This window comes from Kitasatospora sp. NPDC003701, from assembly GCF_053587085.1.
This window is the reverse complement of record NZ_JBSFNM010000006.1, coordinates 94,563-121,146: the sequence shown is the minus strand read 5'-3', so window position 1 is coordinate 121,146 and position 26,584 is coordinate 94,563. Positions and strand designations below refer to the sequence as shown.

Below are 26,584 nucleotides of genomic sequence, written 5' to 3'. Positions count from 1 at the left end.
TGCCGGGGGCCTCCCCCCATCCGCTAGCGGCGGCCGACACCCAGCGCGGGTAGCACCGTCTCGGCGACCCGGTGGGCCTCTTCGAGCAGCGGATTGCCGGAGAGGATGAAGGTGTCCACGCCGAGCGACTCGAACTCCTGGAGGCGCTCGACGACCTGGGCGGTCGAGCCGACCACCGCCGTCCCGGGGCCGGGGCGGAACAGGCTCATCCCGGGCCAGAGGTTCGGGTAGCTCTCCAACTCCCGTGCGCGGGCCGGTACTTTGCCACCGTGCTGGCGGAACTGGCGCTGCCAGCCGACGCCGTCCTCACCGGCGGCCCCGCCGAGCTGGCGGGCGTAGGTGGCCTCGCCGGTGACGTCGAGCAGCCGGTCCGCGGCGGCCCAGGCCTCGTCCTCGGTGTCGCGGACGATCAGGTGCAGCCGCAGGCCGATCCGCAGGGTCCGCCCGTACGCGGCGGCGCGCTCCCGGACCAGGTCCAGCTTCTCCTTGAGCTGGTGCGGCGGTTCGCCCCAGGTGAGGTAGACGTCCACGTGCTCGGCGGCCATCTCGATGCCGGCCGCCGAGCTGCCGCCGAACCAGAGCGGGATGCCGCCCGGCTGGACGGGGGTGAGTTCGCGCAGGCTCGCACCGGCGTTCTTCAGGTCATAGAACTCGCCCTTGTGGTCGAAGACCTCACCGGAGGTGAGCCGCCTGACGATCGACCAGTACTCGGCGCTGAGCCGGTACCGGTCGTCGTGCTCGACGTCCAGGCCGTACTCGCGCAGCTGCGCGGTGGAGCCGTTCACCACGTTGAACCGCAGCCGGCCGCCGTGCAGGTGGTCGAAGCTGAGGGCCATCTTCGCCAGCAGGGTGGGCGAGATGAGCCCGGGGTGGACGGCCAGCAGCGGCTTGAACGCCGGGGTGGTGGCGGCGGCCAGCGCGTTGCCGAGGTCCCAGACGTCGTAGAGGTCGGTCGCCAGCAGGGCGCCGGTGTAGCCCAACCGCTCCACGCTGCCCGCGAGTTGCTGGAGGTAGCGGAGGTCGACCGGGCGGCGGCCGGCCGGCTCCCAGGGGTAGTGGCCCTCGCGCGGGATGATGTACCAGAGGACTTCGGAGGCCATCGGGTCAGACCGCCTTGGCGAGTGCGGCGGCCACCGGGGCCTCCAGGGCGGGCAGATGGGCGTCGGCGACGGTCAGCGCACGGTCGATGAAGCCGACGCCGTGGAAGATGTCCGCGGCCTCCTGCTGCTCGGCGACGAACTCGGCGGTGGCGGGCTCCAGTTGCCACGGCAGGGCGGCCAGCGCCTGCTCCCAGTCCTCGACCGCGCCGCCCAGGTCGGCGGCGGCGATCGCGGCCGCCTCGGCCGGGTGCGCGGCCACCCAGGCGTCCGCCCGCCGCAGCGCGGCACTGATCGCGGCGACCACCTCGGGGCGCTCGGTGGCGAAGTCCCGGCGGGTGAAGAACACCGAGCGGTCGGTGATGACGTCACCGGTGCGGATCAGCTCGCGGAACTGCCCGCCCCGGCGGGCGGCGGCCAGTTCGGCGCCCTGGGCGATCCAGCCGAGGATCTCGCCGTCGCGCAGCCGCTGCGCCTGGTCCTCGTCGACGGCCGGGCGGGCCGGGGTGATGTCGGTCGCGTACGAGAGGCCCTCGGCGTGCAGCGCCTTGGCCAGCAGGTGGGTCTGCCAGGACCCGATGCCCAGCACGACGGTGCCGCCCTTGAGATCGGCGACGGACGCCACCGGGCCGTCGGCGAGCACCAGGAGCGCGCCGTGGTCGGGGCGGGGCGCGGAGACCGCCGCGTACACCAGGTCGTGGCCGGCGGCCTGGGCGGTGACCGGCGGAGTGGAGCCGGTGCCGCCGAAGTCGATGGTGCCGTCGGCGAGCAGGGCGCCGGTGCGGGTGCCGTCGGCGTAGCGGTGGAAGGCACCGGTCTCACCGAGCGGGGCCAGCTCCTCGTCCAGGTAGGTCAGGCGGGAGAGGTAGTAGAGCGAGGGGTTGCTGGCGTGGACGCCGAGGGTGATGGCCATGGGGATCTCCGGTGGGCTTGCGGGGGCCGGCGGGGAGGCCGGCGAGCGGGTGGGCGGGCGAGGGGGTCAGTGGACGCCGAGGTCGGCGAGCAGGCGGCGGCGCAGCTCGGCGAAGGCCGGGTCGGCGGGGTCCCGGGGCCGGTCTACGGCGACCCGCTCGTCGCGGACGAGCCTGCCGTCGCGCAGCACGGCGACGCGGTCGGCGAGCCGGACGGCCTCCTCCACGTCGTGGGTGACCAGCAGTACGGCCGGGCGGTGGCGGCGCACCAGATCGCCGACCAAGTCCTGCATGCGCAGTCGGGTGAGCGCGTCCAGGGCGGCGAACGGCTCGTCCAGGAGCAGGAGTTGGGGCTCCCGGACGAGCGCCCGGGCGAGGGCCGCACGCTGCGCCTCGCCGCCGGAGAGGGTGGCCGGCCAGGCCTCGGCGTGCTTCTCCAGCCCGACCTCGGCGAGCGCCCGCAGCGCGGTCTCCCGGGTCGCGGCCCCGCGCGGCAGGCCGACGGTGACGTTGGCGAGCACCCGCTTGGACGGGACCAGCCGGGGCTCCTGGAAGACCACGGTGCGGACCGGCGGGACGAGTACCGTGCCGGCGTCGGCCTTGTCCAGGGCGCCGAGGATCCGCAGCAGGGTGGTCTTGCCGGTACCGCTGGCGCCCAGCAGGGCGACGAACTCGCCCCGGGCGATGGAGAGATCGACACCGTCGAGGACGGCCCGGGTGCCGAACACCCGGCGCAGACCGCGCAGGTGGACGGCGGGGGTGCCGTGGTCCGCCTCGCCGGCGGGAGCCTCGGGGGCGAGGGTGGTCGGGGTGCTCATCGGCCTGCTCCTTGGGTGGCCTTGCGCCAGGGCATCAGGAAGCGCTCCAGGAGGCGGACGACGCCGTCCGCGGTGAGGCCGAGCAACCCGTAGATCAGGATGCAGACGGCGAGGATGTCGGTGCGCGAGAAGTTCTGCGCCTGGGCCATCAGATAACCGATGCCCTCGGTGGAGTTGATCTCCTCGGCGGCGATCAGCGCGATCACGCTGAGCGTCATGGACAGCCGCAGCCCGGAGAGCAGCGAGGGCAGCGCGCCGGGCAGGACGACGGTGCGGACGATCGCCCAGCGGCCGAGGCCGAAGCTGCGCATCGCCTCGATCAGCTTGCGGTCGGTGTTGCGCACGCCCCCGGAGGTGGAGACGTACATCGGAAAGCTGGTGGCGACGCCGATCAGGGCGATCTTCGCCGTCTCGGTGATGCCGAACCAGACCATGAAGAGCGGCACCAGGGCGAGGAACGGCACCGTGCGCAGGACCTGCACGGCGGAGTCCAGCAGCTCCTCGCCCAGCCGGAAGAACCCGGTGACGACACCGAGCACCAGCCCGACGCCGGCCCCGAAGACCAGGCCGAGGCCGGCCCGGGTGAGCGAGACGGTGAGCGCGTCGGCCAGCTGGCCGTTGCCCCAGAGTTCGCCGACCGCGTCGGCCACCTGGGCGGGCGAGGCGAGCACGTCCTGGGTGAGCGCCCCGGTGGCGGAGGCCAGCGCCCAGCCGCCGAGCAGGGCGAGCGGGCCGATGGTGCGCAGGATCACCGCCACGGCGCGGGGGCGGGGCGCGGACAGCCGGGTGCGCGGGGCGACCAGGCCGGCTTCGAGCGCGGCGGCGGTGCCGTCGTCGACCGCGGCGGCGGGGGTGTCGGTCACGGTGCTCACTTGGCGCTGCCCGCGAGGGTGGTGACGTCGATCAGGTACGGCTTGACGTCGACCAGCTGCTTGGTGACCTTCTGGTCGGCGAAGAACCGGGCCACCGTGCCGAAGCGGGCGGTGTCGGCCTCGGCGATGACGTCCGCGGTGGCGCTCTGCCGGGTCACGGCGACCGCGACCTCCTTCTCGGCCGGCGTGACGGCGGTCGGGCCGGAGTCGGTGAACACGTTGAGGTAGGCGGCCGGGTCGGCCTTCTCCTTCAGACCGCCCTCGTGCAGGTAGCCGTAGAAGGCCTTGACCACCTCCGGGTGCTTCTCGGCGAAGCCGTTGCGCACCGCCCAGACCGCGTAGTTGTCGGAGCCGACCTCCTTGCCGTTGACCAGGAAGTGCGCGCCGGAGTTGGCGATCGACGGGGTGGAGAAGGTGTTCCACGTCGCCCAGGCGTCCACCTGGCCGGAGTTGAAGACGCCCGAGGTCTGGTCGGCGCGCAGGTAGACGCGTTCGACCTGGTCGGCCGGGACGCCGTTCTTCTCCAGCGCCTTGAGCAGCAGGTACTCACTGGTGCCGCCCTGGCTCACCGCGACCTTCCGGCCGACCAGGTCCTGGACGGACTTGATGGGCGAGTCGTTCTTCACCAGGATGCCCTCGCCCACGCCGTCCGGCGCCGTCTGGGCGAACAGCTTGAAGCCGGGCTTCTGGGCCAGCGCCGCCACGGCCGAGGTGATCGACCCCTGGGCGACGTCGAGCTGGTCGGCGGAGAGCGCCTGGGCGGCGGGCGCGAACGGGCCGGCGCTGCCCGTCCAGGCGACCTTGGCATGGACGGCGGCGAGGGCTCTGTCCAGCGAGCCGTCCTTCTTGCCCAGTGCGAGGAAGCCGGTGTTGCCCGGGTCGGGCAGGCGCAGCACCACCTCGGCGCCGCCTCCCCCGTCGGCGGAGGCCTTGGCCCCGTCGGCGGACGAGCCGCAGGCGGCCAGGGTGGTGGTGGCGAGCAGTGCGGCGGCGGCGAGGACGAGGCGGGGGGTCTTCACGGTCAACTCCTGGGGGGATCGGCAGGTGGTCGGGGCGGCGCGGACGGCGCGGGACGGCGGACGGACGGCGGGGCGGGGCGGGTGCGTCAGACCGGCCCGGCCGCGCGGCGGCGGTCGGCGAGCAGGGCGCGGGCGGCGCGCAGCGGCTCGGGATCGGCCCAGCCGCGGACGTCGACGGGGGCGGCCAGGAAGCCCTGGTGGCGCAGGAACCGCTCCTGCTGCTCCAGCAGGCCGAGGCGCTCCTCGGAGAGGTCGAGGTGCAGGGTGCGGTGGCTGCCCGCCGCGTACGCCCCGGCGACGCCCTCGGCACCGGCGCCGGTCTCGGCCTGCAGGATCCGGGCCACCTCGGCGGGGTTCCCGGCGGCCCAGTCGGCGGCCTCCAGCAGCACGGCCAGGAAGCGGACGACCAGGCCGGGGTGGTCGTCCAGCAGCCGCTGGTGGACGGTGACCGGGCGCGGCGTGCCGTTGTTGACGCGGGTGCGGCGGTCCGGTGCGGCGTCCAGCTCGATCGCGACCTCGGCGCCGAACCGGCGGGCCGCCTCGACGGCCAGCGCCCCCTTGACGTAGACCGCGTCCACGGCGCCGTCGCGCAGCGCGGCCAGTTCGGCGGCCCACTGCCCGCCGCCCGGGGCGGCCGGGACGTCGACCAACTCGGCGTCGTCCAGGGTGAGTCCGGCCGGGGCGAGGGCGCCGTGCAGGCCGGCCAGGGCCATCGCCCGCCAGAAGTCGATGCCGATCCCATGGCGTGGGACGGCCAGGCGCAGGCCGCGCAGCTGACCGGCCGAGGTGATGCCGCTGCCGGCCCGGACCAGGACGACCTGGCGCTCCTCGATCCAGGTGAGGCCGATCAGCCGGGTCTGCTCGCCGCGCGAACGGGCCCAGAGCGCGGGCACGTTGCCGCCCTCGCGGAACAGGCCGGTGAGGGCGTGGGTGTAGTGGTGGTCGGCGGCCACCTCCGGCGGGGCGTCCTGGAGCGAGCGGACGGTGATGCCGTCGGCGGCGAACTCCCGGGCGAGGCGCCCCTGGTCGGCGGCGATGCCGGTGGCGGTGGGGACGGGGCAGCGGGTGAACCAGAGGGTGTCCGGGGCGTCGGGTGCCGCCTCGGCGGCGGCGGAGCGGGCGTGGCTGGGCACGGTGGCGGGTCCTCTGCGGCTGGGTGTGCACGGGTGCGGCGGAGCGCGGCACCGGGCGTGGGTTCGTCGGGGGGCGAGGGGCTGCGGCGCAGCCGTCCGGTGGCGCCCGCGACGGTGCGGGAGGCGGCCGGGAACTGCGGGGACGTGGGAGGAGGTACGGCGTTCCGGCGGGCTCGGGGGCCTCGGCAGGGTCAGCGACAACAGGCGCAGGGGGCGGGGCACCGGTGGGTCGTCACGGCGCTGCTCCTTCCTGCCGATCGGGTGAAGCGGGGTCAACTCGGGCGCCGGACGGGGCCGTCCGGTGCGATGTGCCGAGCGTTCCACGGCGAGGGAGCGCGAAGCAAGCTTTTGCCACATGGTGGGATCACTTGTTCATCAATGCCATCCCATTGCAACGCCGCCGACACAATCCCGCAGCACCCCCTGCCATAGTCTGGGACCGACTCCGGTGGACCCGCCGGGGCGCCGGACCGAACGCGAGGTGTCATGGCCGAGGCCGCCACCGCCGTCCAGAGCCCGCCGGCCGGTGCGCAGGCCGTCCAGCGGGCCCTCGGGCTCCTGCACTGCTTCCACGACAACGGCCCCGACCTGAGCGCCTCGGACCTGGCCCGCCGGATGGACCTCTCGGTCTCCACCGCGCACCGCCTGGCCCGCACCCTGGTCAGCGCCGGCTTCCTGGAGCAGGACGAGCAGACCGCCCGCTACCGGCTCGGCCCGGCCGTCGCCGAACTCGGCCAACTCAGCTTCCACCAGCGGGGGCTGCACCTGGCCGCACCCGAACTCGACCTGCTCGCCAAGCGCACCGGCGCCACCGCGGACCTCGCGATCCGCAGCGGCCCGCACGCGGTCATCCTGGTCGGCGCCTCCGTCCGCCCGGAGACCGGCCTCGGGCTGCGGCGGCCACTGCACTCGACCGCGCTGGGCAAGGTCCTGCTGGCCTGGCCGCGCCCCGGCGAGTCGCAGCCGGCGGCGATCGGTCCGCTGCTGCCGTTCACCGAGCGGACCATCACCGAACCGGACCGGCTGGCCGAGGAGTTGGCCAGGGTACGGGCCGCCGGCCACGCGCTCAACGACGGCGAGTCCGCCGCCGGGGTCCGCACGGTGGCCGTCCCCGTCCTGGACGGCGCCGGGCAGGCCCGGTTCGCGCTGGCCGTGCGCTCGACACCGGCGCACCTGACCGACGACCGGCTGGACTGGTTCCTCGGGCACGCGCGGACCTGCGCGGCCGCCCTCGCCGTCCTGCTGCTACCGCCCGACCAGCGGGCCTGACGCAGCGTCACCGTACAGGTACGGGCCGGGCGTTCGAAGGAACGCCCGGCCCGCACGGCAGGAGTCAGCGGCGGTTCACACCACCGGGGTGTACTTGTAGCCGACCCGGCGGACGGTCACGATGCTGTCGCGGTAGGCCGCGCCGAGCTTGCGGCGCAGCCGCGCCACGTGCACGTCCACCGTGCGGCCGTCACCGACGTGGCCGTAGCCCCAGACGGCGGAGACCAGGTGGTCACGGGTGTGCACCCGCTGCGGGTGCTCGGTCAGGTGCGCCAGCAGCTCGAACTCCAGGTAGGTGAGGTCGAGCAGCCGCCCGTCGACGTAGGCGTTGCGGCGCTCGACGTCGACGGCGATGCCGTGGCCGGCGGGCCGGACCGGACGGACCGCGGCCGGCGCGGCCGGCTGCGCCTCGGCCCGGTCCTGGACCTGGCCGTTGACCCGGCCCTGGCTCTGCACCGGGTGCGGCTGCGCGGCCGGGGCCGGCCCGACCTGGACGGGAGCCGCGGGGACGGCCGCGCCGAACGGCGCACCGCTCTCGGCGGGCACCAGCACCAGGTAGCCGACCATCGGGTGGCCGGCCGCGCCGCCGAACTGCGCGCCGTACTGGGCGAGCAGAGCCTGCGGCAGCGCGCCCTGCGGGAGCGCGGCGACGACGGTGGCCCCCTCCGGCAGTGCGGCGAGCAGGGCCTGCGGCGGCTGCGCGACCTGGCCGGCCTGCGGCGCCGGGGCCGGCGTCGGGGCGTGCGTCAGGAAGTTCGCCGGGGCCTGGCCGGCGGCGGGGCGCTGCCCGGCCGCCTGGTGCTGCGGGGCGGTGGAGTGCTGCGGGATGGTCCCGCCGTGCCATCGTTCGGCGCTCGACGGGACGGAACGGACCGCGCGCAGGTGCGGGGTCGCGGCGGGCAGGGGAAGGGTGGCCGTGGAGGAAGAAGACATGGTGCCGCTCATTTCGCGCGTGACGGACGGGGTGGAGTCGTCTGCGCGTCGACCGGGCGTACTGCCGGAGGCTGAACCGAGGTCAGCGGGCGGAGAGCCGGGACGCGCTGGGCGAACCCGGACACGTCTGGTCGAACAGGTGCGGCTGCCGGGACGGCCAGAACGGCTCGAGGTCGAGGTGACCTCGGCTGCTGTCCACGACGTTGCTCATGCGCCTATTGAACCATGTGAACGGACCGTTGCACCGCGCTCGGTGCGGCGCTCCCGGTGCGCCGACGGACTCGGCGGCGGCGGGGGTGGACATGGGGCAGGCGAGGTTCACTGGTGCTCTCCGCGAAGCGGGCCTGGGCAACGGCGACGCGCCGGACAGGGCGTCCGGTGCGACCGGGTCGACGAGTTGACGGATCGTCAGGACGTGAGGGCGCGGCAGCCGGGGAGGCGGGTCGGGCCGGGGATCCGTCGGACTACCGAGGGACGGGCTGATCCGTCACCGACAGCAGGCGCTGCAGATCAGCGCGTGGTCGATGTACCGGCGGATCGTCAGGGCCGGCGTGACCGGGGCGGGCGCGGCGGCGGCGCGGCGATGGTCGACGGTCACGGCACTGCCCTCCCCCTGGTCCCTGGACACGGCTGAGGGCAGCCGTGCCGTGTGGCGCGCCGCGGCGGTTCCTGCGGCGTTCCGGTGTGCTCCGAGGCACCCCGACGGCAGGGCCGGGCGGCCTTCGTCCACAGAGCCTTCCACGCCGGACCGGGTCAAGGCAACCTTCCGGTCGTCGGAAGTCCGGCATGCGGACGCCCGAATGAGACGTCGGTTTCCGGCAGTGCGCCGGTCAGGCCCGTGCCGGGGTGCCCCGGCGCCGCGCGTCGACGTGCTCGACCAGGGCGACCAGGACGTCCTTGCCGTCCTCGCGCCGGCGGGCGTCGCACAGCAGCACCGGGATCCCCGGGTCCAGGTCGAGTGCGTCCCGGACCTCCTCCGCGGCGAACAGCTCGGTGCCGTCGAAGCAGTTCACGGCCACCACGAAGGGGATGCCGCGCTGCTCGAAGAAGTCCACCGAGGGGAAGCAGTCCGCCAGTCGGCGGGTGTCGGCGAGCACCACCGCACCGAGCGCGCCGCGCGCCAGCTCGTCCCAGACGAACCAGAACCGGTCCTGGCCCGGGGTGCCGAACAGGTAGAGCGCGAGCCCGGCGCGCAGGTCGATCCGGCCGAAGTCCATCGCCACGGTGGTGGTCCGTTTGGCCTCCACCCCCGCGGTGTCGTCCACCGGGCGGCCGAGCTCGCTCAGCTCCTCCTCGGTGCGCAGCGGGCGGATCTCGCTGACCGCGCCGACCAGCGTGGTCTTGCCCGCGCCGAAGCCGCCCGCGACCAGGATCTTCACCGCGACCGCCGGACCACCGCGCCAGTGCGGGTCCTTGGCCGTGGCACCGGCGGCGGCGTTCTCGTGGTGGTCAGAGCGCACGGAGTCCATTGATCACGTCTCGCAGCAGGCGCTCGTCCGGCAGCTCGGCGAGCGGAACGGGTCGGGTGACGCTGATCAGCTCGGCGTCGTACAGATCGCCGAGCAGCACGCGGACCACACTGACCGGCAGGTCGGTGAAGGAGCCGAGCTCGGCGACGGACAGCGGCTCGCGGCGGCACCAGGCCAGGATGGTCTGGTGCTCCGGGTCGAGCACGAGCGCGGGCACGGCCCCGGCCTGCGGCGCGGGTTCGGCGGCGGTGATCAGCGAGATCAGGTCGAACAGGCCGTCCTCGACCGGACGGGTGCGTCCCCGGGTCATCGAGTACAGCCGCACCACCGGGCCGGCGTCGTCGTCGAACCAGCGGTCGTCGACCGGGGTGCGCGGCTGGAACAGGTCGACCTCGGACTCGTCCCCGACCGGGTCGTCCTGTTCCAGCTCCGGCTCCTCCTCCGCCATCGGGCCGCTCATCTCCCCGGCGGGGCGGCTTCGGTGCGCGGTTCGGCGGCCATGTGCTCGCCGACCCGCTTGACCAGCAGGGCCATCTCGTAGGCGATCTGGCCGATGTCGGCCTCGGCCTCGCTCAGCACCGCCAGGCAGCTGCCGTCACCGGCCGCGGTGATGAAGAGGAAGGCCTCGTCCAGCTCGACCATGGTCTGGCGGACGCCGCCGACCTTGAAGTGCCCGCCGGCGCCCTTGGCCAGGCTGTGGAAGCCGGCCGCGACGGCGGCCAGGTGCTCGGCGTCCTCGCGGTCGAGGTCGCGGGAGGCCCCGGTGGCCAGTCCGTCGCTGGACAGGATCACCGCGTGCCGCAGGGCCGCGACGCGCCCCACGAGATCGTCGAGAAGCCAGTTGAGGTCCCCGGACGACTGCGTCGAAGTGGTCATGAATCTCTTCCTTCCGCTGGAGCGGGTGGTGCGGGTGGTGCCGGTACTGCGGGTGATGAGGGTGATGTCCGTGCGGGGCGCGGGGCGAGCGGCCCGCCCGGCACCCGGCGCGCGAGCGGGGCCCGGTCGCCGGGCGGCGGGGCGGGCAGGGCTGCGGGGGCCGGCGCCGGGCTGATCGCGCGCCGGGTCGGGTCCGGCGGCTGCCAGCCGGGCGCGGCGGCGGGCCGGGCGGGCGGGACCGGCGCCGCGGCGGCCGGCCCGCGACCCCGGGTGAAGCCGCGCTGGAAGGAGGCGAACGCCGCCCGCGCCTCTTCCGGCGAGCGCTCGCGCGGACTCTCGGCGGCGGGCCGCTCGGGCTCCTGGACGGCGCGCTCCCGGAGTTGGGGGGCGAGGCTGGCCTGCCGGACCCGGCGCGGCAGCGGGCCGGGGCCGTCGGGGCGCCGGTCGGCCGACCGCGGCTCGGGCGAGGACTGCCCGGGAGACGGCTGCCCGGTCAAAGGCTGCTCAGGAGACGGCTGCTCAGGAGACGGCTGCTCGTGCGGGGACTGCTCGGTCGACCACGGCACGGCCCGCTGCGGCCGCTCGACCGGCGCGCGGCCGGCGAGGCCGGCGGCCTCGGCGTCCCGGCGGAGGACGCCGACGTCCTGCGGGCCCGTCTCGGCGGCGCCCTCCGGCGCGGTCAGGCCCTCCCGGCGGTGGCGGCCGGGGCCCCGGACGGCCTCGTCCGGCGAGGCCGTCACCAGCGTGGGCCCGCTCCTGTTCCGGGCCCGGCGCGGCAGACCGCCCGGGGTACGGGCCGTCTCGGGCGCCGACGGCCGCGGACCGCCGCTCCCCCGGTGCCGGCCGCCCTGGTCGGACGCCGCACCGGCGGCCCGGCGGGTCTCCGGCCCGGCCGCGCCGTCGGCCGCACCGCTCGCACCGGCCCCGCCCCTGCCGCCCGCGCCACCCGGCGCGGGCACCACGACCAGGTCGCGCTCGCCGTGCCGGGCCGGCACCGCACGCCGGCCGGGCGCCGTCCCGGCGGCGGCCGCCGGCCCGTCCGACACGTCCGCCAGCAGCTCGCGCGGGATCAGCACCACCGCGGTCGTCCCCCCGTAGGGCGAGGGCCGCAGGTGGACCCGGATGCCGTGCCGCCGGGCCAGCCGGCTGACCACGAAGAGGCCCAGGCGGTCGGTGTCCGCGAGGTCGAACTCCTGCTCCACCGCGAGGCGCTCGTTGATCTCGGCGAGCGCCTGCTCGCTCAGTCCGAGCCCCCGGTCGTCGATCTCCAGCGCGAAGCCGTGCGCCACCACCTCGCCCTGGACGGTCACCTGGGTGCTCGGCGGGGAGTACACCGCGGCGTTCTCGACCAGCTCGGCGACCAGGTGGGTGACGTCCGCGACCGCGCTGCCGAGCAGCCCGGTGCCCGGGAACGGCCGGACGATCACCCGGGCGTAGTCCTCCACCTCGCCGACGGCGGCGCGGACCACGTCCACCATCCGCACCGGCTTGCGCCAGGCCCGCCCCGGGGAGCCCCCCGCCAGGATGATCAGGCCCTCGGCGTGGCGGCGCATGCGGGTGGTGAGGTGGTCGACCTTGAAGAGGTCCTCCAGCTCCGCCGGGTCCTCGGTGCGGCGCTCCATCGTGTCCAGCAGCGTCAGCTGGCGGTGCAGCAGCACCTGGCTGCGGCGGGCCAGGTTGACGAAGACGGCCGAGACGCCGCGCCGCAGGTCGGCCTGCTCGACGGCGGCCTCGACGGCGGCCCGCTGGACGGCGTTGATCGCCCGCCCGACCTGGCCGATCTCGGCCGGGCCGAACTGCAGCTCCGGCGCCTCGGTCGCGACGTCCACCGCCTCGCCGCGGCGCAGCCGCAGCATCACCGAGGGCAGCCGGGTGCCGGCCAGCTCGTTGGCGGCGTTGCGCAGGCCGATCAGCTCGCGGGCCAGGCCCCGGCCTATTCGGTAGGAGATCATCACCGACAGCACCACGGCGACCAGGCCGATCGCACCGGCGATGCCGCCGCGCCAGAGCAGCCCGATCGCGTACGAGCGCTCGCGGTCGCCGATCGCGCCCGCCAGCCGGGTGTTGATCGCGGCGAGGTCGCCCAGCGCCCGGTCGGCGGTCTCCCGCCAGGAGTCGCCGTTGATCGCCTGGACCACCCGCTCCGGGCCGCCCGCGCCCACGAAGTCGGCCTCGGCCCGGGCCAGCGCCGCCCAGGCCTCGCCGCCGCGCAGCGCGATGTAGTCGATCTGGTCGACCGGGTCGAGCTCGGCGATGTAGACCGTGAACAGCGCCTGCTGGTTGTGCAGGGCGTCCAGCGCGACCTGGTACTGCTCGGAGGTGGGCCGGCCGGGCGCGGTGCGCAGGCCCTCCATCGCCGCGTCCTCCTGGGAGAGGTACTCGCGGGCCCGGGCCAGCTCGATCAGGATCGTCCCCTGGCGCGGCAGCTGGCCGCTCTGCCGGGCGACGAAGGCGGACCGGAACCCGAAGGTGGGCTTGACCAGGTCGCCGTACTGGCCGAGCGCGAACTCCCAGTTGAGCGCGGAGCGGCTGATCTGGCCGCGGAGCGGGGCCAGTTGGTCGGCGGCCGCGAGGATCTGCAGGTACCGGCCGCGCTGCGCCGCGTCGAGCTTGCCGCCGTCGCCGGTCTTCTTCTCCCGCAGCACCGCGAGGTCCCGGTCGGTGACGGCCTGGGCCCGCTCGAAGGCGTCCCGGGCGGCCGCCGAGGTCGGATCCGCCAGCCGCTGGACGGCGGCGCGGCGCTCGTTCTGCAGGTCGTAGGCGTACTGGTCGACCGGCTTGCCGAACTCCTTGTACGTACTGCTGACCGCCAACTGGCTCCAGACGTCTCCGGTGGTGGCGAGCGTCGCGTACACCCACAGGGCGGTGAGCGCGACGATGGGCACCAGGAGCAGCGCGATGATCTTCGCGCGGATCGAGCTGCTGCGCAGACGCATGGAGTCCTCGGTCGGGAAGTGCCAGGCGCGGACGGGGAGCGGTTCGAAGGGACGGTCGGCAGGGACGGGCGGGCAGTGGCGGTACGGCGGCGGTGCTGGGGTGTTTCCGGGGTGCTGCTGGGGGTGCTGCTGGGTGCTGTTCCCGCGGGGTTCCGTGCGGGGTTTTCGACGGTCGGACCGGGCCCGGCCAGGAGGCCCCGGTCGCAGGTCTGCGAGAGCCTACTACGCCCTGACCACTCGTTCGAGGGTCGAACCCGCCCTCTCCCCGCCCCCATTCCGATCATGTCCGAATCATCCCGGTCATCCCGGATTCACCCCACGGGCACCCGTCCCAGCCATCCCCCGCTACGGCACTTTCCACACGGGCAGGTGCCGATCTCGTCGCGTCACGGTCACAACCCTGGGCAGTGACAGAGCTATCCGATAGTTTCGCTCCACCTGCCCGACCGTTCAGCGCGCCGCCGATCCGGACGCCCGTACGGGCCCGGCAGGCAGGGGCCACAACGGGATCGGGGGCAATGTGCGCGAGTTCACCTCCCCCGCGCCGGCCGGGCCCCCGGCCACCGGCGGGCTGGCCGACTCGCTCTACGACACCGCCGAACGCACGTCCGGCCTGGTCCAGTTGGCCCGCCGGGCGGACGGCGACCCGCAGTGGCACGAGGTCACCGCGACCGCCTTCCGGGACGAGGTGCTGGCGCTGGCCAAGGGCCTGCTGACCCGGGGCGTCCGGTACGGCGACCGGGTCGCGCTGATGTCCCGCACCCGCTACGAGTGGACGCTGTTCGACTACGCACTCTGGTCGATCGGCGCGATCACCGTCCCGATCTACCCCACCGCGGCGCCCGAGCAGGTCCGCTGGATCCTCGCCGAGACCCAGGCGGTGGCCTGCCTGGTCGAGGACGAGGACCACGCCATGACGGTCGGCGCGGTCTGCGACGCACTGCCCGACCTCACCGGCATCTGGCAGCTCGACCGGGGCTGCGTCGCCTCGATCACGGACGACGGGCGCGGGGTGCCCGACTCGCTCGTCCACCGCCAGCGGCTCGGCGTCTCGGCCGAGAACGTCGCCACCGTGGTCTACACCTCCGGCACCACCGGCCGGCCCAAGGGCTGCATGCTGACCCACGCCAATCTGGCCTCGGCGGCCGACGCCCTGCTCGACGGCTGGGGGGAGGTCTTCGCGGACACCGGCGGCGGCCAGCCGTCCACCCTGCTCTTCCTCCCACTGGCGCACGTCTACGGCCGGATGGTGCAGATCGCGGCGATCCGCGGCGGCTTCCGGATCGGGCACATCCCCGAGGTCTCCACCGAGGCCCTGCTGCCCGCACTCGCCTCCTACCGGCCGACCTTCCTGCACCTCGTGCCCTACGTCTTCGACAAGGTCTTCCAGCAGGCCCGGCGGGCGGCCGAGGAGGCCGGGCGCGGCGAACTCTTCGAGCAGGCCCGGCAGGTGGCCGTCGAGTGGGCCACCGCCCGCGAGCAGCGCGCGCTGGGCCACGGCCCCGGCCCGGGCCCCCGGCTGCGACTGCGGCACCTGGCGTACGAGCGGACCGTCTACCAGCGGCTGCGGGCCGTGCTCGGCGGCCGGGTGCGCGGCGTGATGTGCGGCGGCTCGGCCCTCAACCGGGACCTCGCCCTCTTCTTCACCGGCATCGGCCTCAGCCTGTACGAGGGGTACGGCCTGACCGAGACCTCCGCCGCGATCACCGCCAACCCGGCCGGCCGGCAGAAGCTGGGCACGGTCGGCCGGCCGGTGCCGGGCGCCTCGGTGGCCATCGCCGACGACGGCGAGGTGTGGGTCCGCGGCGCCGGCGTCTTCGACGGCTACCTCAACCACCCCGAATGCACCGAGGAGTCGCTGTACGACGGCTGGTTCGGCACCGGGGACCTCGGCCGGCTGGACGAGGACGGCTACCTCACCCTCACCGGGCGCAAGAAGGACCTGATCGTCACCAGCAGCGGCAAGAACCTCGCCCCGGCCACGCTGGAGGAGCGGGTGCAGGCGCACCCGCTGGTCTCGCAGTGCCTGGTGGTCGGCGACGACCGCCCGTACGTGGCCGCACTGATCACGCTCGACCCGCCGGCGCTGGCGCACTGGCTGAAGTCGCACGGGCGGGAGCAGCTGGACCCGTGGGCGGTGCTCTCCGACGAGCAACTGCACGCCGAGATCCAGCGGGCGGTGGCCGCCGCGAACACCGCCGTCTCACGCGCCGAGTCGATCCGCGCGTTCCGCCTGCTGCCCCGGGAGTTCGGCGTGGACCAGGGCCTGCTGACGCCCTCGCTGAAGCTGCGGCGATCGGCGATCACGGAGTACTACCGGCCGGACATCGAGGAGCTGTACACCCCCTGACGGTGCGTCTTGTCCCTTTTGCGGCACGGCGGACGCCCCGTCCGTGACCCGCCACTCCCTTGACGATCCGAGTGGTCCAGTCCATTGTTTTGCCTCGGTCCGAGTGCGGCACGCCGACGGCTCCCACCCCCTCGGGGAGCGCTCCACCCCGTTCCACACGCCCTCCCCACGGGCGTGTTCCCACTGCCCCCACGCAGGAGTCCTCACGTGTCCATGTCCTCGCGCCTGTCGGCGCTGGCCGCCTGCACGCTGCTCGCCGTCTGCGGCCTCGCGGCCCCGGCCTCCGCCGAGCCCGCGCCGCCCGCGGCGCCCACCGTCAACCTGGCCACCAACCCGGGCTTCGAGATCCCCGCCTCCTCGCTCGCCGACTGGGGCAGCGTCCCCGGCTGGCGCTGCACCGGCGGCCCCGCCGAGGCCTCCGTCACCACCACCGCCCCGCACTCCGGCGGCTCCGCCCTCGCCGTCACCCCGGCGAACGACGACTCCAACGGCGAGTGCGCGCAGACCGTCTCCGTCCAGCCCAACACCACGTACACCGCCTCGGCCTGGGTGCGCGGCGCGTTCGTCTACCTGGGCGCCACCGGTACCGGCCGCGACGTCGCCCCCGCCTGGACGGAGAACACCAACGGCGGCTGGCAGAAGCTCACCACCCGGTTCACCACCGGGCCCACCGCGCGCACCGTGCGGCTGTACGTCCACGGCTGGTACCAGCAGGGCCCGTTCGCCGTCGACGACGTCCGCGTGGACGGCCCGGCGGCCACCCCCGCGACCGCCGCCGGCTCGGTGCCGACCAGCGACCGGGTCGTCTTCTTCACCGTGGACGACGGCTGGCAGCGCACCCCCGAGGCGGAGAAGTTCATCGCCGACCACAAGCTGCCGATCACCGCGTTCCCGCTGCCCATGCCGGCCGCCACCGACCCGGACTTCTTCCGGCGCGTCACCGCCGTTCCCGGCTCCTCCATCCAGGACCACAGCGTCTCCCACCCGGACCTCACCACGCTCTCCCCCGCCGAGCAGCAGGTCGAGATCTGCGACGCCCGCGACGCCCTGATCCGGACCTTCGGCACCGCCCCGACCGTCTTCCGCCCGCCGTACTTCACCTGGAACGCCGACACCCTCCAGGCCGCCGCCAACTGCGGCATCCGCACCGTGCTGACCGCCGACGCCGACTTCAGCTGGGGCGCCTCCAACATCTGGCACGAGGGCACCCTGTCCCCCGGCGACGTCGTGCTGATGCACTGGACCGACACCCTCGCCGGAGACCTCCAGCGCGCCCTCGCCGCCGCCGACGCGGCCGGCCTGACCCCCGCCGGCCTGGCCTCCTACCTGCGCTGACCTCCTGCCCGCAGCAACGCCCCACCCGCGTCGACCTCCCGGTGCGCCGCCGGCCGATCCGCTCGGCCGGCGGCGCACCGCCGTGTCTCCCGGCCCACCGGGCCACCCGACCGACCGGCTGCCCGGCCCCGGGCACCGACCGGATCCCGCTCGTTGACAGACTGCGGATCAGCTGGATTCAATGAGGGCGTGCAGCGTGGCGCCGGCCAAAGAGAACTGGGCCGGCCGGCGACCGAGCGAGCACCTTTCACCGAGGGACGATGCGCGATGAGTTCTCACTCCGCTCCCCTGATCTGACCCGAGCGGCCGCGGCGGTGCCCGCGCGCTCGCTCCGTTCCGTTGCCTGCCGCGCCGAAGCCGTGCGCCACCGTGGCCTTCACTCCCCATTGTTCGGAGAATCCACAGGCGTATGCCCATGTCTTTCAATCAAGCGATCATCGAGGAATTCCGCACCAACGCCGGGCGGGTCGGCGGACCTTTCGAGGGCGGCGACCTGCTGCTGCTCACCACCACCGGCGCACGGACCGGGCAGCAGCACACCGTGCCGCTCGGCTACGTCCGCGCGGACGGCCTGCTGCTGGTCGTCGCGTCGGCGGCCGGGGCGCCGGACCACCCGCAGTGGTACCGCAATCTGCTGACCCACCCCGTCGTCCGGGTCGAACTCGGCACCGAGGCGTTCGAGGCGGTCGCGGTGCCGGCCGAGGGCGCCCGGCGGGACGAACTGTTCGAGGCGGTGGTCCGCGTCGCGCCGGGGTACGGCGACTACCAGGCGCACACCGCGCGGGTGCTGCCGGTGGTGGTGCTGGAACGGGACGCGACCGAGCCGCGCGAGGTGGCCGACCTCGCGGACAAGCTGCTGGAGGTGCACACCTGGCTGCGCGACCAGCTGCGGCACGTGCGGACGGAGGTGGAGGCGTACTTCGCCGGCGGGCGGCCGGGGGACGGCCGCCCGCCCGGCCTCGGGCTGCAGGTGCGCCAGCACTGCCTCGCGTTCTGCGAGGGGCTGACCCACCATCACACCGGCGAGGACGCTGCGATCTTCCCCGCCCTGGCCCGGAGCCACCCGCACCTGCGCCCGACCCTGGACCGGCTGGGCGAGGAGCACCGGGTGGTGGGCCGGATCAAGGACGGGCTGGTGGCCCTGCTGTCCGGGATCGGGGACGCCGATCCGGAGCGGTTCCGGGCGGAGCTGACGCGGATGTCGGCCGAACTGGAGGCCCATCTGGCCCACGAGGAGGAAGCGTTGCTGCCGGTGCTCGCCGGCATTCCCTTCCCGCCGCGGCGGTGAGGCTGGGCTAGGAGTAGGTGTGCTGAGCCCGTGCGGTGAGCCGGGCCGGTGCACCGCTGTGCCGGCCGGCCCCGCCCACCTCGTGGCAGGGCCGGCCGACACCGGGTACCGCGCCGGCTACACCTGCGCGGAGAACACCGGGAGGTAGCCGCCCGAGTGGCCGGCGGCCTTCGGGTGGTAGCTCTCCTCCACGGGCAGGGTGGTGCTGTTCAGCCAGGTGGTCTGGGAACCACAGATCTCGTGCTCGGTGAAGGCGCTCCGGACGTCGCCGAACGCGAAACCGGCGTTCGCGGCCCGCTTGGCGATGACACCGTCGAGCGTGTCCGCCGCGCCGTTGATCGCGGCACGCTTGGTGTCGCCGATGCCGAAGATGCAGCTGCCGCCGATCTTGTAGAGGTGCGGGTAGCCCAGCACCACCACGCGGGCGTTGGGCGCCTTGGCGTGGATGGCCGCGTAGACCTGGTCGAGCTGGCCGGGCAGGGTGTTGGTGGCGTAGGACTTCGCGGTGGCGACGGCGTTGAGGCAGGCGCTCTCCGAGTCCAGCACGCAGGTCTGCATGGTGCTGGCGAAGCCCGCGTCATTGCCGCCGACGCTGATGCTGACGAGCGTGGTGCCGGAGTTCAGGGCCGAGAGCTGGCCGTTGAGCACATCACCGGTTCTGGCGCCGGAGCAGGCGACGAAGGAGAAGGAGGACGGCGCGTGGGCGTTCTTCCAGAGGTACGGGTAGGCGTTGGTGCTGCGCTTGCAGCTGCCGCTGTCGCCGGTGTAGCTGCCGGCGCCGAGGCCGGAGGCGTAGGAGTCCCCCAGGGCGACGTAGTTGGTACCGGCGGCGCTGGCGGACGTGGCGGTGAAGAGGGTGGTCAGCGTGAGGAGGACCGCGAGGGCGGCCACGGACATGGCACGGGTGGGGCGTAGCATGACACCTCCAGGGAGTGACGTGAGTCACACTTTTGATACCAGGCAGTAGGTAGCCCGGGAAGTGGTCATGCCAAGGCAATTGACGGTCGGTCTGACGACGATGGAGTGAACTTCCCCGCGCGATACGGGAAGTGCGCTGGTCAGGCCCCGGCGGCGCCGCCTGCGGGGCCTCCGGCCGGTGCCCCGTTCGAGGGACGGCCGCAGGGCCGCCGGGCCCTCACTCCCCCGTGCCGGCGCCGGGATCCGGGGCGGGCACGGCGGACGGGACCGACCCGGGAGCGCCCTGGGCCTCCGCGCAGACGATCTCCAGCTCGAAGCCCTGACCGTCGATCAGGTGCACCGCCTCGCCGGTGTCCACCCGGACCGCCCACCCGGCCGCGAGCGCGGCGGCCACCGCTGTGCGCGACCCGTGCACCGCGAGGTGGTTGAGCCCGGCGCGCAGGCGCTGATGCCCGCCCGGCAGCAGCGCGGGCGACTGCTCGATCACCAGATAGGCGCCGCCCAGGCGCCAGCTGCGGCCCCGGGGCCAGTGCTGGAACGGTTCGCAGCCGAGGGCGAGCAGCACCGGGGACCACTGCGCCTCGGCGGCGGCGAGGTCGTCCACCCAGAGCTCGACGTGGTGGAAGAGCCCCGCCGGGTTCGGCACCGTCACCCGCTCACTCCCCGCCCGCGCGCCGGCCGGCACCGGGGCCCGGGCCGACACCGGGACCGGGGCCGGGGCCGGGAAGGAGCCCGTCCGGACCCGGATGAACTCCGGCCGGCCCCGGGGGAACCGCGCCGGGAAAGACCTCGCAGCCCTCGACCGGCAGCTCCTCGATCGCCTCGTTGGCGGCCGAGGGCACCCCGAGCCACCGGACGGCGGCCGAGACCGCCGCCCGGGCCTGACGCAGACCGGGCCCGCCCCAGCCGAGCAGCTCGACCGCGAGGCCGGGCGCGACCAGCAACCGCCGGTAGTGCCGGCCCGAGGCCGGGTCCGCCGCGCTGGGGCCGACGGCCCGCAGCGCGGCGGCCATCCGGACCCGGGCGCACTCGTGCCCGCCGTTCGCCGAACCGACCCGGTCGTAGAGGTAGCCGAGGTAGTACGGCGTGCCGATCACCGCCTGGGCCTCCTCGGCCGCCTCGCGGGCCAGGGCGGAGCCCGGGTCGCCGTCGTCCTCGGGCTCCAGCGAGCCGCCGGGGAGCGAGACGATGCCGTCCTTGGGGTTGATCAGGGTCAGCACCCGGCCGTCGGGCGCGAACAGCCAGCCCCACGACTGCTTCACCGACAGCCCGGCCGGCACCCGCTCGCCCGGCCGCCACGGCCAGCCCGCCGTGGGACGCCGCCGCACCCTGCCCAGCAGCTCGGCGATCTCCGCGCTGTACTCGATCCGGCTCATGCGTCCCCCTTTCGGTGTCGGGCTCGCCGGACCGGCGGTGCGCGAGGAGGACCTGCGTGCGCGGTTCAGGGCGGAGCGAGGGGAAGCGGCGGCGTGGGGCACCACGCGCTTCTCCTGTTGATCTTCCCCGAAATCTTCCCCGAACAGGCGGTCGATGAACAGTCCCCAGCGCCGCTTGGTGGACACGGAGACCTCACCCGGGTGGTCGGACCAGCGGCCCACCGCCCTCCGGACCCAGGTCGCCCCGGTCCGACGACGCCCCGCCGGGCCACGGCTCCCCGCCGGGCCACGACTGCGCGTCGGACGGCGGCCGCGGCCCGGACGGCGGCGCCTCGGGCAGCGGGAAGCCCGGCAGCGGCACGGCCCCGGGCGGGACGGGTACGCCCAGGGCGGCGTCGTCGGCGAGCGCGTCGACCACCTCCCGGACGGTCATCGGCCGCAGCCGGCCGGCCGCCAGGGCCCAGCCGCGCACCACCGGGCCACCGGGCGCCGCGGGATCCCCGTGCAGCAGGAGCGCGCCCGCGCCGCCGAGGGCCACGCCGGCCGCCAGGGTCGCGCAGAACGCCTCGGTGTCCCGGCCGCCGGCGAAGACGTACCCGCCGTCGCCGCGCACGTCCGCCGCCGCGGTGAGGTGCTCGCCGTCCTCCGGGCCGTGACAGCGCAGGGTCAGCAGGTGGCCGCCCGGCCCGGCGCCCTCGGCCAGCGCCAGGTGGACCGAGGCGACGTGGTGCATCACCGCCACCAGCCGCGCGTGCCCGGGCGGGCCGTCGCCGACCGCGTCCAGCAACACGGTGCAGGCGATCGAGATCCGTACCCGGGCGCGGTGGTCGTCGGCCAGCACCGGGAGCAGCTCGGTCAGCTGCTCGCCGCCGTAGACGAAGGGCTCGCCGGCCAGCTCCGGGTCGGCCGCGTACGCGACGCGCGCGGCCGCCGATCCGGGATCGAGGCCGAACGCCTCGCAGTAGTCCTCGTAGTCGGCCGGTTCGAACACCCGCAGGTGCACCTCGACGCCCTGCCCGCGCAGGGCCCGGAGCCGGGTCTCCGTCCGCCGCAGGTACTCCCGGAAGCCGAGGGCCCCGAACAGACCGTGCCGGGCCAGATCGGCGAAGTCGGCGGCGTGGACGGCCAGCGCGAGCGCCACCGGCTGCGGCGGCGGCGCACCCCGCGAGCCGCCCCGCCGCCGCGCCCGGGCACCGGGACCGCCCGGCCCGGCGCCGCCCCCACCCCCGGGCACCCGACCACCCGCCCGCCCACCCGGCAGCCGGCCACCGCCCCGACCGCCGGACGGCGGCCCACCCGGCGGCCCACCCGGCGGCCCACCGGAGGGACCGCCGGCGGACGGACCGCCCGGCCCCGGCCGCCGCCCCGCGCGGGCGGGCGCCGGACGCCCGGGCGAGGCCCGCCCGACCCGCCCGGCGGGCCCGCGAGCGCCGGACTCACGGGCAGCGGACTCACGGACGCCGGACTCACGGACGCCGGCGCCGTCGAGGTACGGGAACTGCACGGACATGGTTCCTCCCAGGGGCTCGTGCCGCGCCGCCCCGGGGCCCGAAGCGGCCGACGGTCGCGAACATACACACCGTCACCGACAAGCCACCCTGGGCGACCGTCCGAGGGGCCCCTCGGACGGGTGGGATTCCCGGTCCGGCCCGCGTTGTCGGTGCCGGACGTTATGGTCGGGGACCATGCGACTGCTGCATACCTCCGACTGGCACCTCGGGCGCTCCTTCCACCGGGAGAGCCTGCACGACGCCCAGCGCGCCTTCCTGGACCACCTCGTGGCGGTGGTCCGGGCCGAGCGCGTCGACGCCGTGCTCGTCGCCGGCGACGTGTACGACCGGGCGCTGCCCGGTCTGGAGGCGGTCGCCCTGTTCGACGACGTGCTGCACCGGCTGGCCGACCTGGGCGTGCCGACGGTGTTCATCAGCGGCAACCACGACTCGGCCCGCCGGCTGGGCGTGGGCGCGGGCCTGATCGGCCGGGCCGGCGTCCACCTGCGGACGGACCCGGGCGAGTGCGCGGTGCCCGTCCTGCTGGCCGACGAGCACGGGCCGGTCGCCGTCTACGGGCTGCCCTACCTGGAGCCGACGCTGGTCCGCGAGCGCTTCGGGCTGGCGCGCGGCGGCCACGCGGCGGTGCTCGGCGCGGCCATGGACGCCGTCCGGGCCGACCTCGCGACCCGCCCCGGGGGCACCCGGTCGGTGGTGCTGGCGCACGCCTTCGTCACCGGCGGCGCGCCCAGCGACAGCGAGCGGGACATCGCGGTCGGCGGTGTCGCCGCCGTCCCCGCCACCGTCTTCGACGGCGTGCACTACGCCGCGCTGGGCCATCTGCACGGCTGCCAGACGCTCGCCCCGCACCTGCGCTACAGCGGCTCGCCGCTCGCCTACTCCTTCTCCGAGGCCACCCACCGCAAGACCATGTGGTTGGTCGACCTCGCGGCGGACGGCTCGGTCGGGGCCGAGCGGATCGACTGTCCGCAGCCGCGCCCGCTGGCCCGCCTGCGCGGCCGCCTGGACGACCTGCTGTCGGCCCCGGAGCACGCCGAGCACGAGCAGTCCTGGGTGCAGGCCACCCTGACGGACCCGGGCCGCCCGAGCGAGCCGATGGAGCAGCTGCGCCGCCGCTTCCCACACACCCTGCAGCTGCTCTTCGACCCCCAGGAGAGCGAGGCGGCCGCCTCCCCCTCCTACGCGGCCAGGGTCAGCGGGCGGGCGGACCTGGAGATCGCCGAGGGTTTCCTGCGGCACGTGCGCCCCGGCGCCGAACCGGACGCGGAGGAGCTCGGCTGGCTGCGCGAGGGCTTCGAGACCGTCCGGGAGTCCGACGACCGCAAGGCGGAGCTGCCCCGATGAGACTGCACAGCCTGACCGTCACCGCCTTCGGGCCGTTCGCCGGCACCGAGACGGTGGACTTCGACGCGCTCGCCGCCGGCGGCCTCTTCCTGCTGCGCGGGGCCACCGGCGCGGGCAAGAGCAGTGTGCTGGACGCCGTCTGCTTCGCCCTCTACGGCGAGGTGCCCGGCGCCCGGCGGGCCAGCCGGCTGCGCAGTGACCACGCCGAACCACTGCGGCTCACCCAGGTCCGGCTGGAGCTGACGCTCGGCGGGCGGCGGCTGGAGATCACCCGGCTCCCGGAGCAGCTGCGCCCCAAGAAGGTCGGCAAGGGCACGACCGTCGAGCGCGCCCAGACGCTGCTGCGCGAGTGGGCCGCCGACAGCGGCGACGGCACGCCGGGCTGGCGGGCGGTCAGCAAGTCGCACCAGGAGGCCGGGGAGGAGATCCACCGGCTGATCGGGATGAGCCGGGAGCAGTTCTGCCAGGTGGTGCTGCTTCCGCAGGGGGACTTCGCCCGGTTCCTGCGCGGGGACTCGGAGGAGCGCAGCAAGCTGCTCCGGAGGCTGTTCGACACCGAGCGGTTCCAGCACGTCGAGGCCTGGCTGGCCGAGCAGCGCCGGTCGCACGAAGCCGCCGTCCAGACCGGCCGCCGGCGCCTGCGGGACTTGGCCAGCAAGGCCGAGCAGGCGGCCGGCCCGCAGGCCGAACCCGCCGCCGGCTGGGTGCCCGCCGAGGAGGAGCCGGCGCACCCCGCCGTCGACCTCACCTCCGGGGTGCTCGGCTGGGCCGCGATCCTGCGCAGCGGCGCCGCCGAGCAGCTCGCCGTCGCCGGTGCCGCGCTGGCCGGGGCCGAGGCGGGCCATCGCGGGGCCCAGGCCGCCCGGGGCGCCGCCGAGGAGCTGGCCGGGCGGCAGCGCCGTCACCGGGAGGCCGCGGCGGAGGCGGCCCGCCTCGCCGAGGGCGCTCCGGCGATGGAGCGTGACTTCGGCAGGCTGGCCGCTGCCCGGGCCGCCGTCGGGGTGGAGTCGGTGCTACACCTGCGCCGGGCCGCCGAGGCGGCCCACCGGGCGGCCCGCGAGGAGGAACGCCGCCACCGCGCCGCACTGGGCGGCGCACCGGACGGCGAGGGCCGGGCGCTGGCCCGGGCCGAGGCGGAGGAGCTCGCCGCGGCCGAGCACCGGCTGCGGGCGGAGGTGGTCCGGCTGGAGGCGGCCCGGGCCGACGAGCTCCGCTGCGCGGATCTCCGCCGGGAACAGGCGTCGCTGGAGGCCGACCGGCGCCGCGCCGAGGAGCTCGCCGAGGAGGCGGCCGACTGGCTGGCCGACTTCGACGGCCGGCTCGCCGCACTCCAGGAGGAGCAGTCCGCCGCCCGGGCCGCCGGCGCCCGGGTCGAGCAGCTGGACGTCCGGCGCGGCGAGCTGACCGAGCGGCTGGCCGCCGCCCGCCGCCGGGACGAGCTGCGGGCGGCGATCGCCCTGGCCGAGCCCCGGGCACTCGCCCGGCGCACCGAGGCGCTCGACGCCCGCGAGCACAGCCAGGACGTCCGCGAGCGCCGGCTCACCGGCATGGCCGCCGAGCTGGCGGCGCAACTGCGGGCGGGCGAGGCCTGCCGGGTCTGCGGTTCGCCCGAGCATCCGGAGCCGGCCCGACCCGCGAGCGGCCAGGTCGGCGCGGAGGACGAGGAGCGCGCCCGGGCCGCCCAGGCGCTGGCCGAGCGGGCCGCCGACACCGCCGAGCAGGAGCTGGCGGGCCTGCGGGTGCGCGAGGCGACCGCGGCCGGAGCGGCCGGGCCGGAGAGCGTCGCGGCCCTCGCCGAGACGCTGGGCGCGCTGGAGCGCGAGCACCGCGAGGCGCTGCGGGCGGCGGAGGGGCTGGACCCGGTCACCCGGGAGCTGGAGCGACTGGCACAGGACCAGGCCCGCCAGCTCGCCGCGCTGCGCGACGCCGGTGAGCGCACCGCCGCGCTGACCGCCCGGATCCAGACCCTCGGCGGCGAGCAGGAGGAGCTGACCCGCCGGGTGGCCGCGGCCCGGGGTGACGCGGCGTCGGTGTCCGGCCGGGCCTCGGCGCTGGCCCGGCTGGCCGGGGGCGTGGCGGCGGTCGCCGGCGCGGCCCGGGCCTGCGCGGAGGCGGCGCTGCGGCTGAAGGAGGCCGACGACGAACTGGCCAGGGCCGCCGTGGCGGCCGGCTTCCCGAGCCCGGAGGAGGCCACCGCCGTCCTGCTGCCCCGGGAGGAGCGCGACCGGCTGGAGGCCCGGCTGACCGGGCACCGCTCGGCGCTGGCCGCGGCGGAGCAGCAGCTGGCCCTGCCCGAGCTGGCCGAGGCGGCGGGCCGCCCGCCGGCCGACCTGCCCGGCACCCAGGCCGGGCTGCTGGCCGCCACCGACCGGCTCCGCCGGGCGCACGCCGCGCACGAGGCGGCCGGCGAGCGCTGCGCGGCGCTGGCCGGGATCGGGCGGCAGCTGGCCGAGCTGGCCGCGTCGCTGGCGCCGGCCCTGGACCGGTACGCCCGGATCAACCGGCTGGCCGCCGTCACCGCCGGCACCTCCACCGAGAACCGGCTGCGCATGCGGCTGGAGTCGTACGTGCTGGCGGCACGGCTGGAGCAGGTGGCGGCGGCGGCGAGCGCCCGCCTGGTCCGGATGTCGGGCGGCCGCTACACCCTGGTCCACAGCGACGGCCGGGGCACCGGCAACAAGCGCTCGGGCCTCGCCCTGCGGGTGGTGGACGCCTGGACCGGCACCGAACGGGACACCTCGACGCTCTCCGGCGGCGAGAGCTTCTTCGCCTCGCTCGCCCTGGCGCTCGGTCTCGCCGACGTGGTCACCGACGAGGCGGGCGGCATGCCCCTGGACACGCTCTTCATCGACGAGGGCTTCGGCACGCTGGACGAGCAGGCCCTGGAGGAGGTGATGGACGTCCTCGACGGCCTGCGCGAGCGGGACCGCGCGGTCGGCATCGTCAGCCACGTCGCCGATCTGAAGAGTCGCATCCCGGCCCAGCTGATGGTCCGCAAGGGCCGCCGGGGCTCCACCCTGGCGTTGGCCGGACGGGAGGACGTCTGACCGCCTGAGCGAGGCCCGGAGGCGCCGGGCCCAGAGGTACCGGACTCGGAGCTGCCGGGCCCGGAGGTACCGGACTCGGCAG

Annotated in this window: 22 protein-coding genes; 6 read left to right on the top strand and 16 right to left on the bottom strand. The window is 75.5% G+C overall.

Annotated elements, in window-relative coordinates:
* Positions 1-23: 23 nt before the first annotated feature.
* The 6 genes from ACWDRR_RS08185 to ACWDRR_RS08160 all read right to left on the bottom strand — a co-directional run bounded on the left by ACWDRR_RS08185 (position 24) and on the right by ACWDRR_RS08160 (position 5,850).
* On the bottom strand, positions 24-1,100 hold the full coding sequence (locus tag ACWDRR_RS08185; RefSeq protein WP_449771343.1) for an LLM class flavin-dependent oxidoreductase: 1,077 nt from the start codon (positions 1,098-1,100) through the stop codon (positions 24-26).
* Between the two features lie 4 nt (positions 1,101-1,104).
* The gene (locus tag ACWDRR_RS08180) at positions 1,105-2,010 is read right to left on the bottom strand and encodes an ABC transporter substrate-binding protein (protein WP_449771342.1); all 906 of its coding nucleotides are present in this window, start codon (positions 2,008-2,010) and stop codon (positions 1,105-1,107) included.
* Positions 2,011-2,076: 66 nt separating this feature from the next.
* On the bottom strand, positions 2,077-2,826 hold the full coding sequence (locus ACWDRR_RS08175; protein WP_449771341.1) for an ABC transporter ATP-binding protein: 750 nt from the start codon (positions 2,824-2,826) through the stop codon (positions 2,077-2,079).
* A complete protein-coding gene (locus tag ACWDRR_RS08170) occupies positions 2,823-3,689 on the bottom strand; it encodes an ABC transporter permease (protein WP_449771464.1) in 867 nt (288 codons plus the stop codon). The genes ACWDRR_RS08175 and ACWDRR_RS08170 overlap by 4 nt, the downstream gene beginning before the upstream one ends.
* Positions 3,690-3,694: 5 nt before the next feature.
* The gene (locus tag ACWDRR_RS08165) at positions 3,695-4,717 is read right to left on the bottom strand and encodes an NrtA/SsuA/CpmA family ABC transporter substrate-binding protein (protein ID WP_449771340.1); all 1,023 of its coding nucleotides are present in this window, start codon (positions 4,715-4,717) and stop codon (positions 3,695-3,697) included.
* Between the two features lie 86 nt (positions 4,718-4,803).
* Positions 4,804-5,850, bottom strand: coding sequence for an ABC transporter substrate-binding protein (locus tag ACWDRR_RS08160; protein ID WP_449771339.1), 1,047 nt, complete (start codon positions 5,848-5,850; stop codon positions 4,804-4,806).
* Positions 5,851-6,336: 486 nt separating this feature from the next.
* Between ACWDRR_RS08160 and ACWDRR_RS08155 the strand changes: the two genes are divergently transcribed.
* Positions 6,337-7,119 (top strand): IclR family transcriptional regulator, encoded by a 783-nt coding sequence (locus tag ACWDRR_RS08155; protein ID WP_449771338.1) that lies wholly within the window; start codon positions 6,337-6,339, stop codon positions 7,117-7,119.
* 75 nt (positions 7,120-7,194) lie between these two features.
* Here the strand turns inward: ACWDRR_RS08155 and ACWDRR_RS08150 are convergent, their stop codons facing one another.
* The 6 genes from ACWDRR_RS08150 to ACWDRR_RS08125 all read right to left on the bottom strand — a co-directional run bounded on the left by ACWDRR_RS08150 (position 7,195) and on the right by ACWDRR_RS08125 (position 13,333).
* Positions 7,195-8,052: a winged helix-turn-helix domain-containing protein gene (locus ACWDRR_RS08150; RefSeq protein WP_449771337.1), complete on the bottom strand. Its 858-nt coding sequence runs from the start codon at positions 8,050-8,052 to the stop codon at positions 7,195-7,197.
* Positions 8,053-8,134: 82 nt separating this feature from the next.
* Positions 8,135-8,263: a hypothetical protein gene (locus ACWDRR_RS08145; protein WP_360632088.1), complete on the bottom strand. Its 129-nt coding sequence runs from the start codon at positions 8,261-8,263 to the stop codon at positions 8,135-8,137.
* Between the two features lie 619 nt (positions 8,264-8,882).
* The gene (locus tag ACWDRR_RS08140) at positions 8,883-9,431 is read right to left on the bottom strand and encodes a GTP-binding protein (protein ID WP_449771463.1); all 549 of its coding nucleotides are present in this window, start codon (positions 9,429-9,431) and stop codon (positions 8,883-8,885) included.
* 70 nt (positions 9,432-9,501) lie between these two features.
* A complete protein-coding gene (locus ACWDRR_RS08135; RefSeq protein ID WP_449771336.1) occupies positions 9,502-9,969 on the bottom strand; it encodes a DUF742 domain-containing protein in 468 nt (155 codons plus the stop codon).
* An 8-nt stretch (positions 9,970-9,977) separates the two neighbouring features.
* On the bottom strand, positions 9,978-10,397 hold the full coding sequence (locus tag ACWDRR_RS08130; protein ID WP_329490565.1) for a roadblock/LC7 domain-containing protein: 420 nt from the start codon (positions 10,395-10,397) through the stop codon (positions 9,978-9,980).
* Positions 10,394-13,333, bottom strand: a complete 2,940-nt coding sequence (locus ACWDRR_RS08125) for a nitrate- and nitrite sensing domain-containing protein (RefSeq protein ID WP_449771335.1) — start codon at positions 13,331-13,333, stop codon at positions 10,394-10,396. The genes ACWDRR_RS08130 and ACWDRR_RS08125 overlap by 4 nt, the downstream gene beginning before the upstream one ends.
* Before the next feature lie 520 nt (positions 13,334-13,853).
* Between ACWDRR_RS08125 and ACWDRR_RS08120 the strand changes: the two genes are divergently transcribed.
* From ACWDRR_RS08120 to ACWDRR_RS08110, 3 genes are all read left to right on the top strand, one after another.
* Positions 13,854-15,683 carry an AMP-dependent synthetase/ligase gene (locus tag ACWDRR_RS08120; RefSeq protein ID WP_449771334.1) on the top strand — a complete coding sequence of 610 codons (1,830 nt, stop codon included), beginning with the start codon at positions 13,854-13,856 and terminating at the stop codon, positions 15,681-15,683.
* A 213-nt stretch (positions 15,684-15,896) separates the two neighbouring features.
* Positions 15,897-17,018: a polysaccharide deacetylase family protein gene (locus tag ACWDRR_RS08115; RefSeq protein ID WP_449771333.1), complete on the top strand. Its 1,122-nt coding sequence runs from the start codon at positions 15,897-15,899 to the stop codon at positions 17,016-17,018.
* A 409-nt stretch (positions 17,019-17,427) separates the two neighbouring features.
* Positions 17,428-18,306 carry a nitroreductase/quinone reductase family protein gene (locus ACWDRR_RS08110; RefSeq protein WP_449771332.1) on the top strand — a complete coding sequence of 293 codons (879 nt, stop codon included), beginning with the start codon at positions 17,428-17,430 and terminating at the stop codon, positions 18,304-18,306.
* A gap of 117 nt (positions 18,307-18,423) precedes the next feature.
* On the opposite strand, the gene ACWDRR_RS08105 is transcribed toward ACWDRR_RS08110, so the two are convergent.
* The 4 genes from ACWDRR_RS08105 to ACWDRR_RS08090 all read right to left on the bottom strand — a co-directional run bounded on the left by ACWDRR_RS08105 (position 18,424) and on the right by ACWDRR_RS08090 (position 21,741).
* Entirely contained in the window at positions 18,424-19,224 is an 801-nt protein-coding gene (locus ACWDRR_RS08105) for an SGNH/GDSL hydrolase family protein (protein WP_449771331.1), read from the bottom strand.
* 217 nt (positions 19,225-19,441) lie between these two features.
* Positions 19,442-19,876, bottom strand: coding sequence for a VOC family protein (locus ACWDRR_RS08100; RefSeq protein WP_449771330.1), 435 nt, complete (start codon positions 19,874-19,876; stop codon positions 19,442-19,444).
* Between the two features lie 4 nt (positions 19,877-19,880).
* A complete protein-coding gene (locus ACWDRR_RS08095; RefSeq protein ID WP_449771329.1) occupies positions 19,881-20,600 on the bottom strand; it encodes a hypothetical protein in 720 nt (239 codons plus the stop codon).
* Between the two features lie 193 nt (positions 20,601-20,793).
* Positions 20,794-21,741, bottom strand: a complete 948-nt coding sequence (locus tag ACWDRR_RS08090) for a hypothetical protein (protein ID WP_449771328.1) — start codon at positions 21,739-21,741, stop codon at positions 20,794-20,796.
* A 544-nt stretch (positions 21,742-22,285) separates the two neighbouring features.
* Between ACWDRR_RS08090 and ACWDRR_RS08085 the strand changes: the two genes are divergently transcribed.
* Positions 22,286-23,455 (top strand): exonuclease SbcCD subunit D, encoded by a 1,170-nt coding sequence (locus ACWDRR_RS08085; protein WP_449771327.1) that lies wholly within the window; start codon positions 22,286-22,288, stop codon positions 23,453-23,455.
* On the top strand, positions 23,452-26,502 hold the full coding sequence (locus tag ACWDRR_RS08080; protein ID WP_449771326.1) for an AAA family ATPase: 3,051 nt from the start codon (positions 23,452-23,454) through the stop codon (positions 26,500-26,502). The genes ACWDRR_RS08085 and ACWDRR_RS08080 overlap by 4 nt, the downstream gene beginning before the upstream one ends.
* Positions 26,503-26,584: the final 82 nt, after the last annotated feature.

What these genes read in the sequence shown, in the direction of transcription:
- ACWDRR_RS08175 (WP_449771341.1), bottom strand. Translation starts at nt 2,826, where the DNA reads ATGAGCACCCCGACCACCCTCGCCCCCGAGGCTCCCGCCGGCGAGGCG.
- ACWDRR_RS08115 (WP_449771333.1), top strand. Translation starts at nt 15,897, where the DNA reads ATGTCCTCGCGCCTGTCGGCGCTGGCCGCCTGCACGCTGCTCGCCGTC.
- ACWDRR_RS08095 (WP_449771329.1), bottom strand. Translation starts at nt 20,600, where the DNA reads ATGAGCCGGATCGAGTACAGCGCGGAGATCGCCGAGCTGCTGGGCAGG.
- ACWDRR_RS08105 (WP_449771331.1), bottom strand. Translation starts at nt 19,224, where the DNA reads ATGCTACGCCCCACCCGTGCCATGTCCGTGGCCGCCCTCGCGGTCCTC.
- ACWDRR_RS08145 (WP_360632088.1), bottom strand. Translation starts at nt 8,263, where the DNA reads ATGAGCAACGTCGTGGACAGCAGCCGAGGTCACCTCGACCTCGAGCCG.
- ACWDRR_RS08185 (WP_449771343.1), bottom strand. Translation starts at nt 1,100, where the DNA reads ATGGCCTCCGAAGTCCTCTGGTACATCATCCCGCGCGAGGGCCACTAC.
- ACWDRR_RS08085 (WP_449771327.1), top strand. Translation starts at nt 22,286, where the DNA reads ATGCGACTGCTGCATACCTCCGACTGGCACCTCGGGCGCTCCTTCCAC.
- ACWDRR_RS08110 (WP_449771332.1), top strand. Translation starts at nt 17,428, where the DNA reads ATGCCCATGTCTTTCAATCAAGCGATCATCGAGGAATTCCGCACCAAC.
- ACWDRR_RS08180 (WP_449771342.1), bottom strand. Translation starts at nt 2,010, where the DNA reads ATGGCCATCACCCTCGGCGTCCACGCCAGCAACCCCTCGCTCTACTAC.
- ACWDRR_RS08150 (WP_449771337.1), bottom strand. Translation starts at nt 8,052, where the DNA reads ATGTCTTCTTCCTCCACGGCCACCCTTCCCCTGCCCGCCGCGACCCCG.
- ACWDRR_RS08125 (WP_449771335.1), bottom strand. Translation starts at nt 13,333, where the DNA reads ATGCGTCTGCGCAGCAGCTCGATCCGCGCGAAGATCATCGCGCTGCTC.
- ACWDRR_RS08135 (WP_449771336.1), bottom strand. Translation starts at nt 9,969, where the DNA reads ATGGCGGAGGAGGAGCCGGAGCTGGAACAGGACGACCCGGTCGGGGAC.
- ACWDRR_RS08155 (WP_449771338.1), top strand. Translation starts at nt 6,337, where the DNA reads ATGGCCGAGGCCGCCACCGCCGTCCAGAGCCCGCCGGCCGGTGCGCAG.
- ACWDRR_RS08080 (WP_449771326.1), top strand. Translation starts at nt 23,452, where the DNA reads ATGAGACTGCACAGCCTGACCGTCACCGCCTTCGGGCCGTTCGCCGGC.
- ACWDRR_RS08130 (WP_329490565.1), bottom strand. Translation starts at nt 10,397, where the DNA reads ATGACCACTTCGACGCAGTCGTCCGGGGACCTCAACTGGCTTCTCGAC.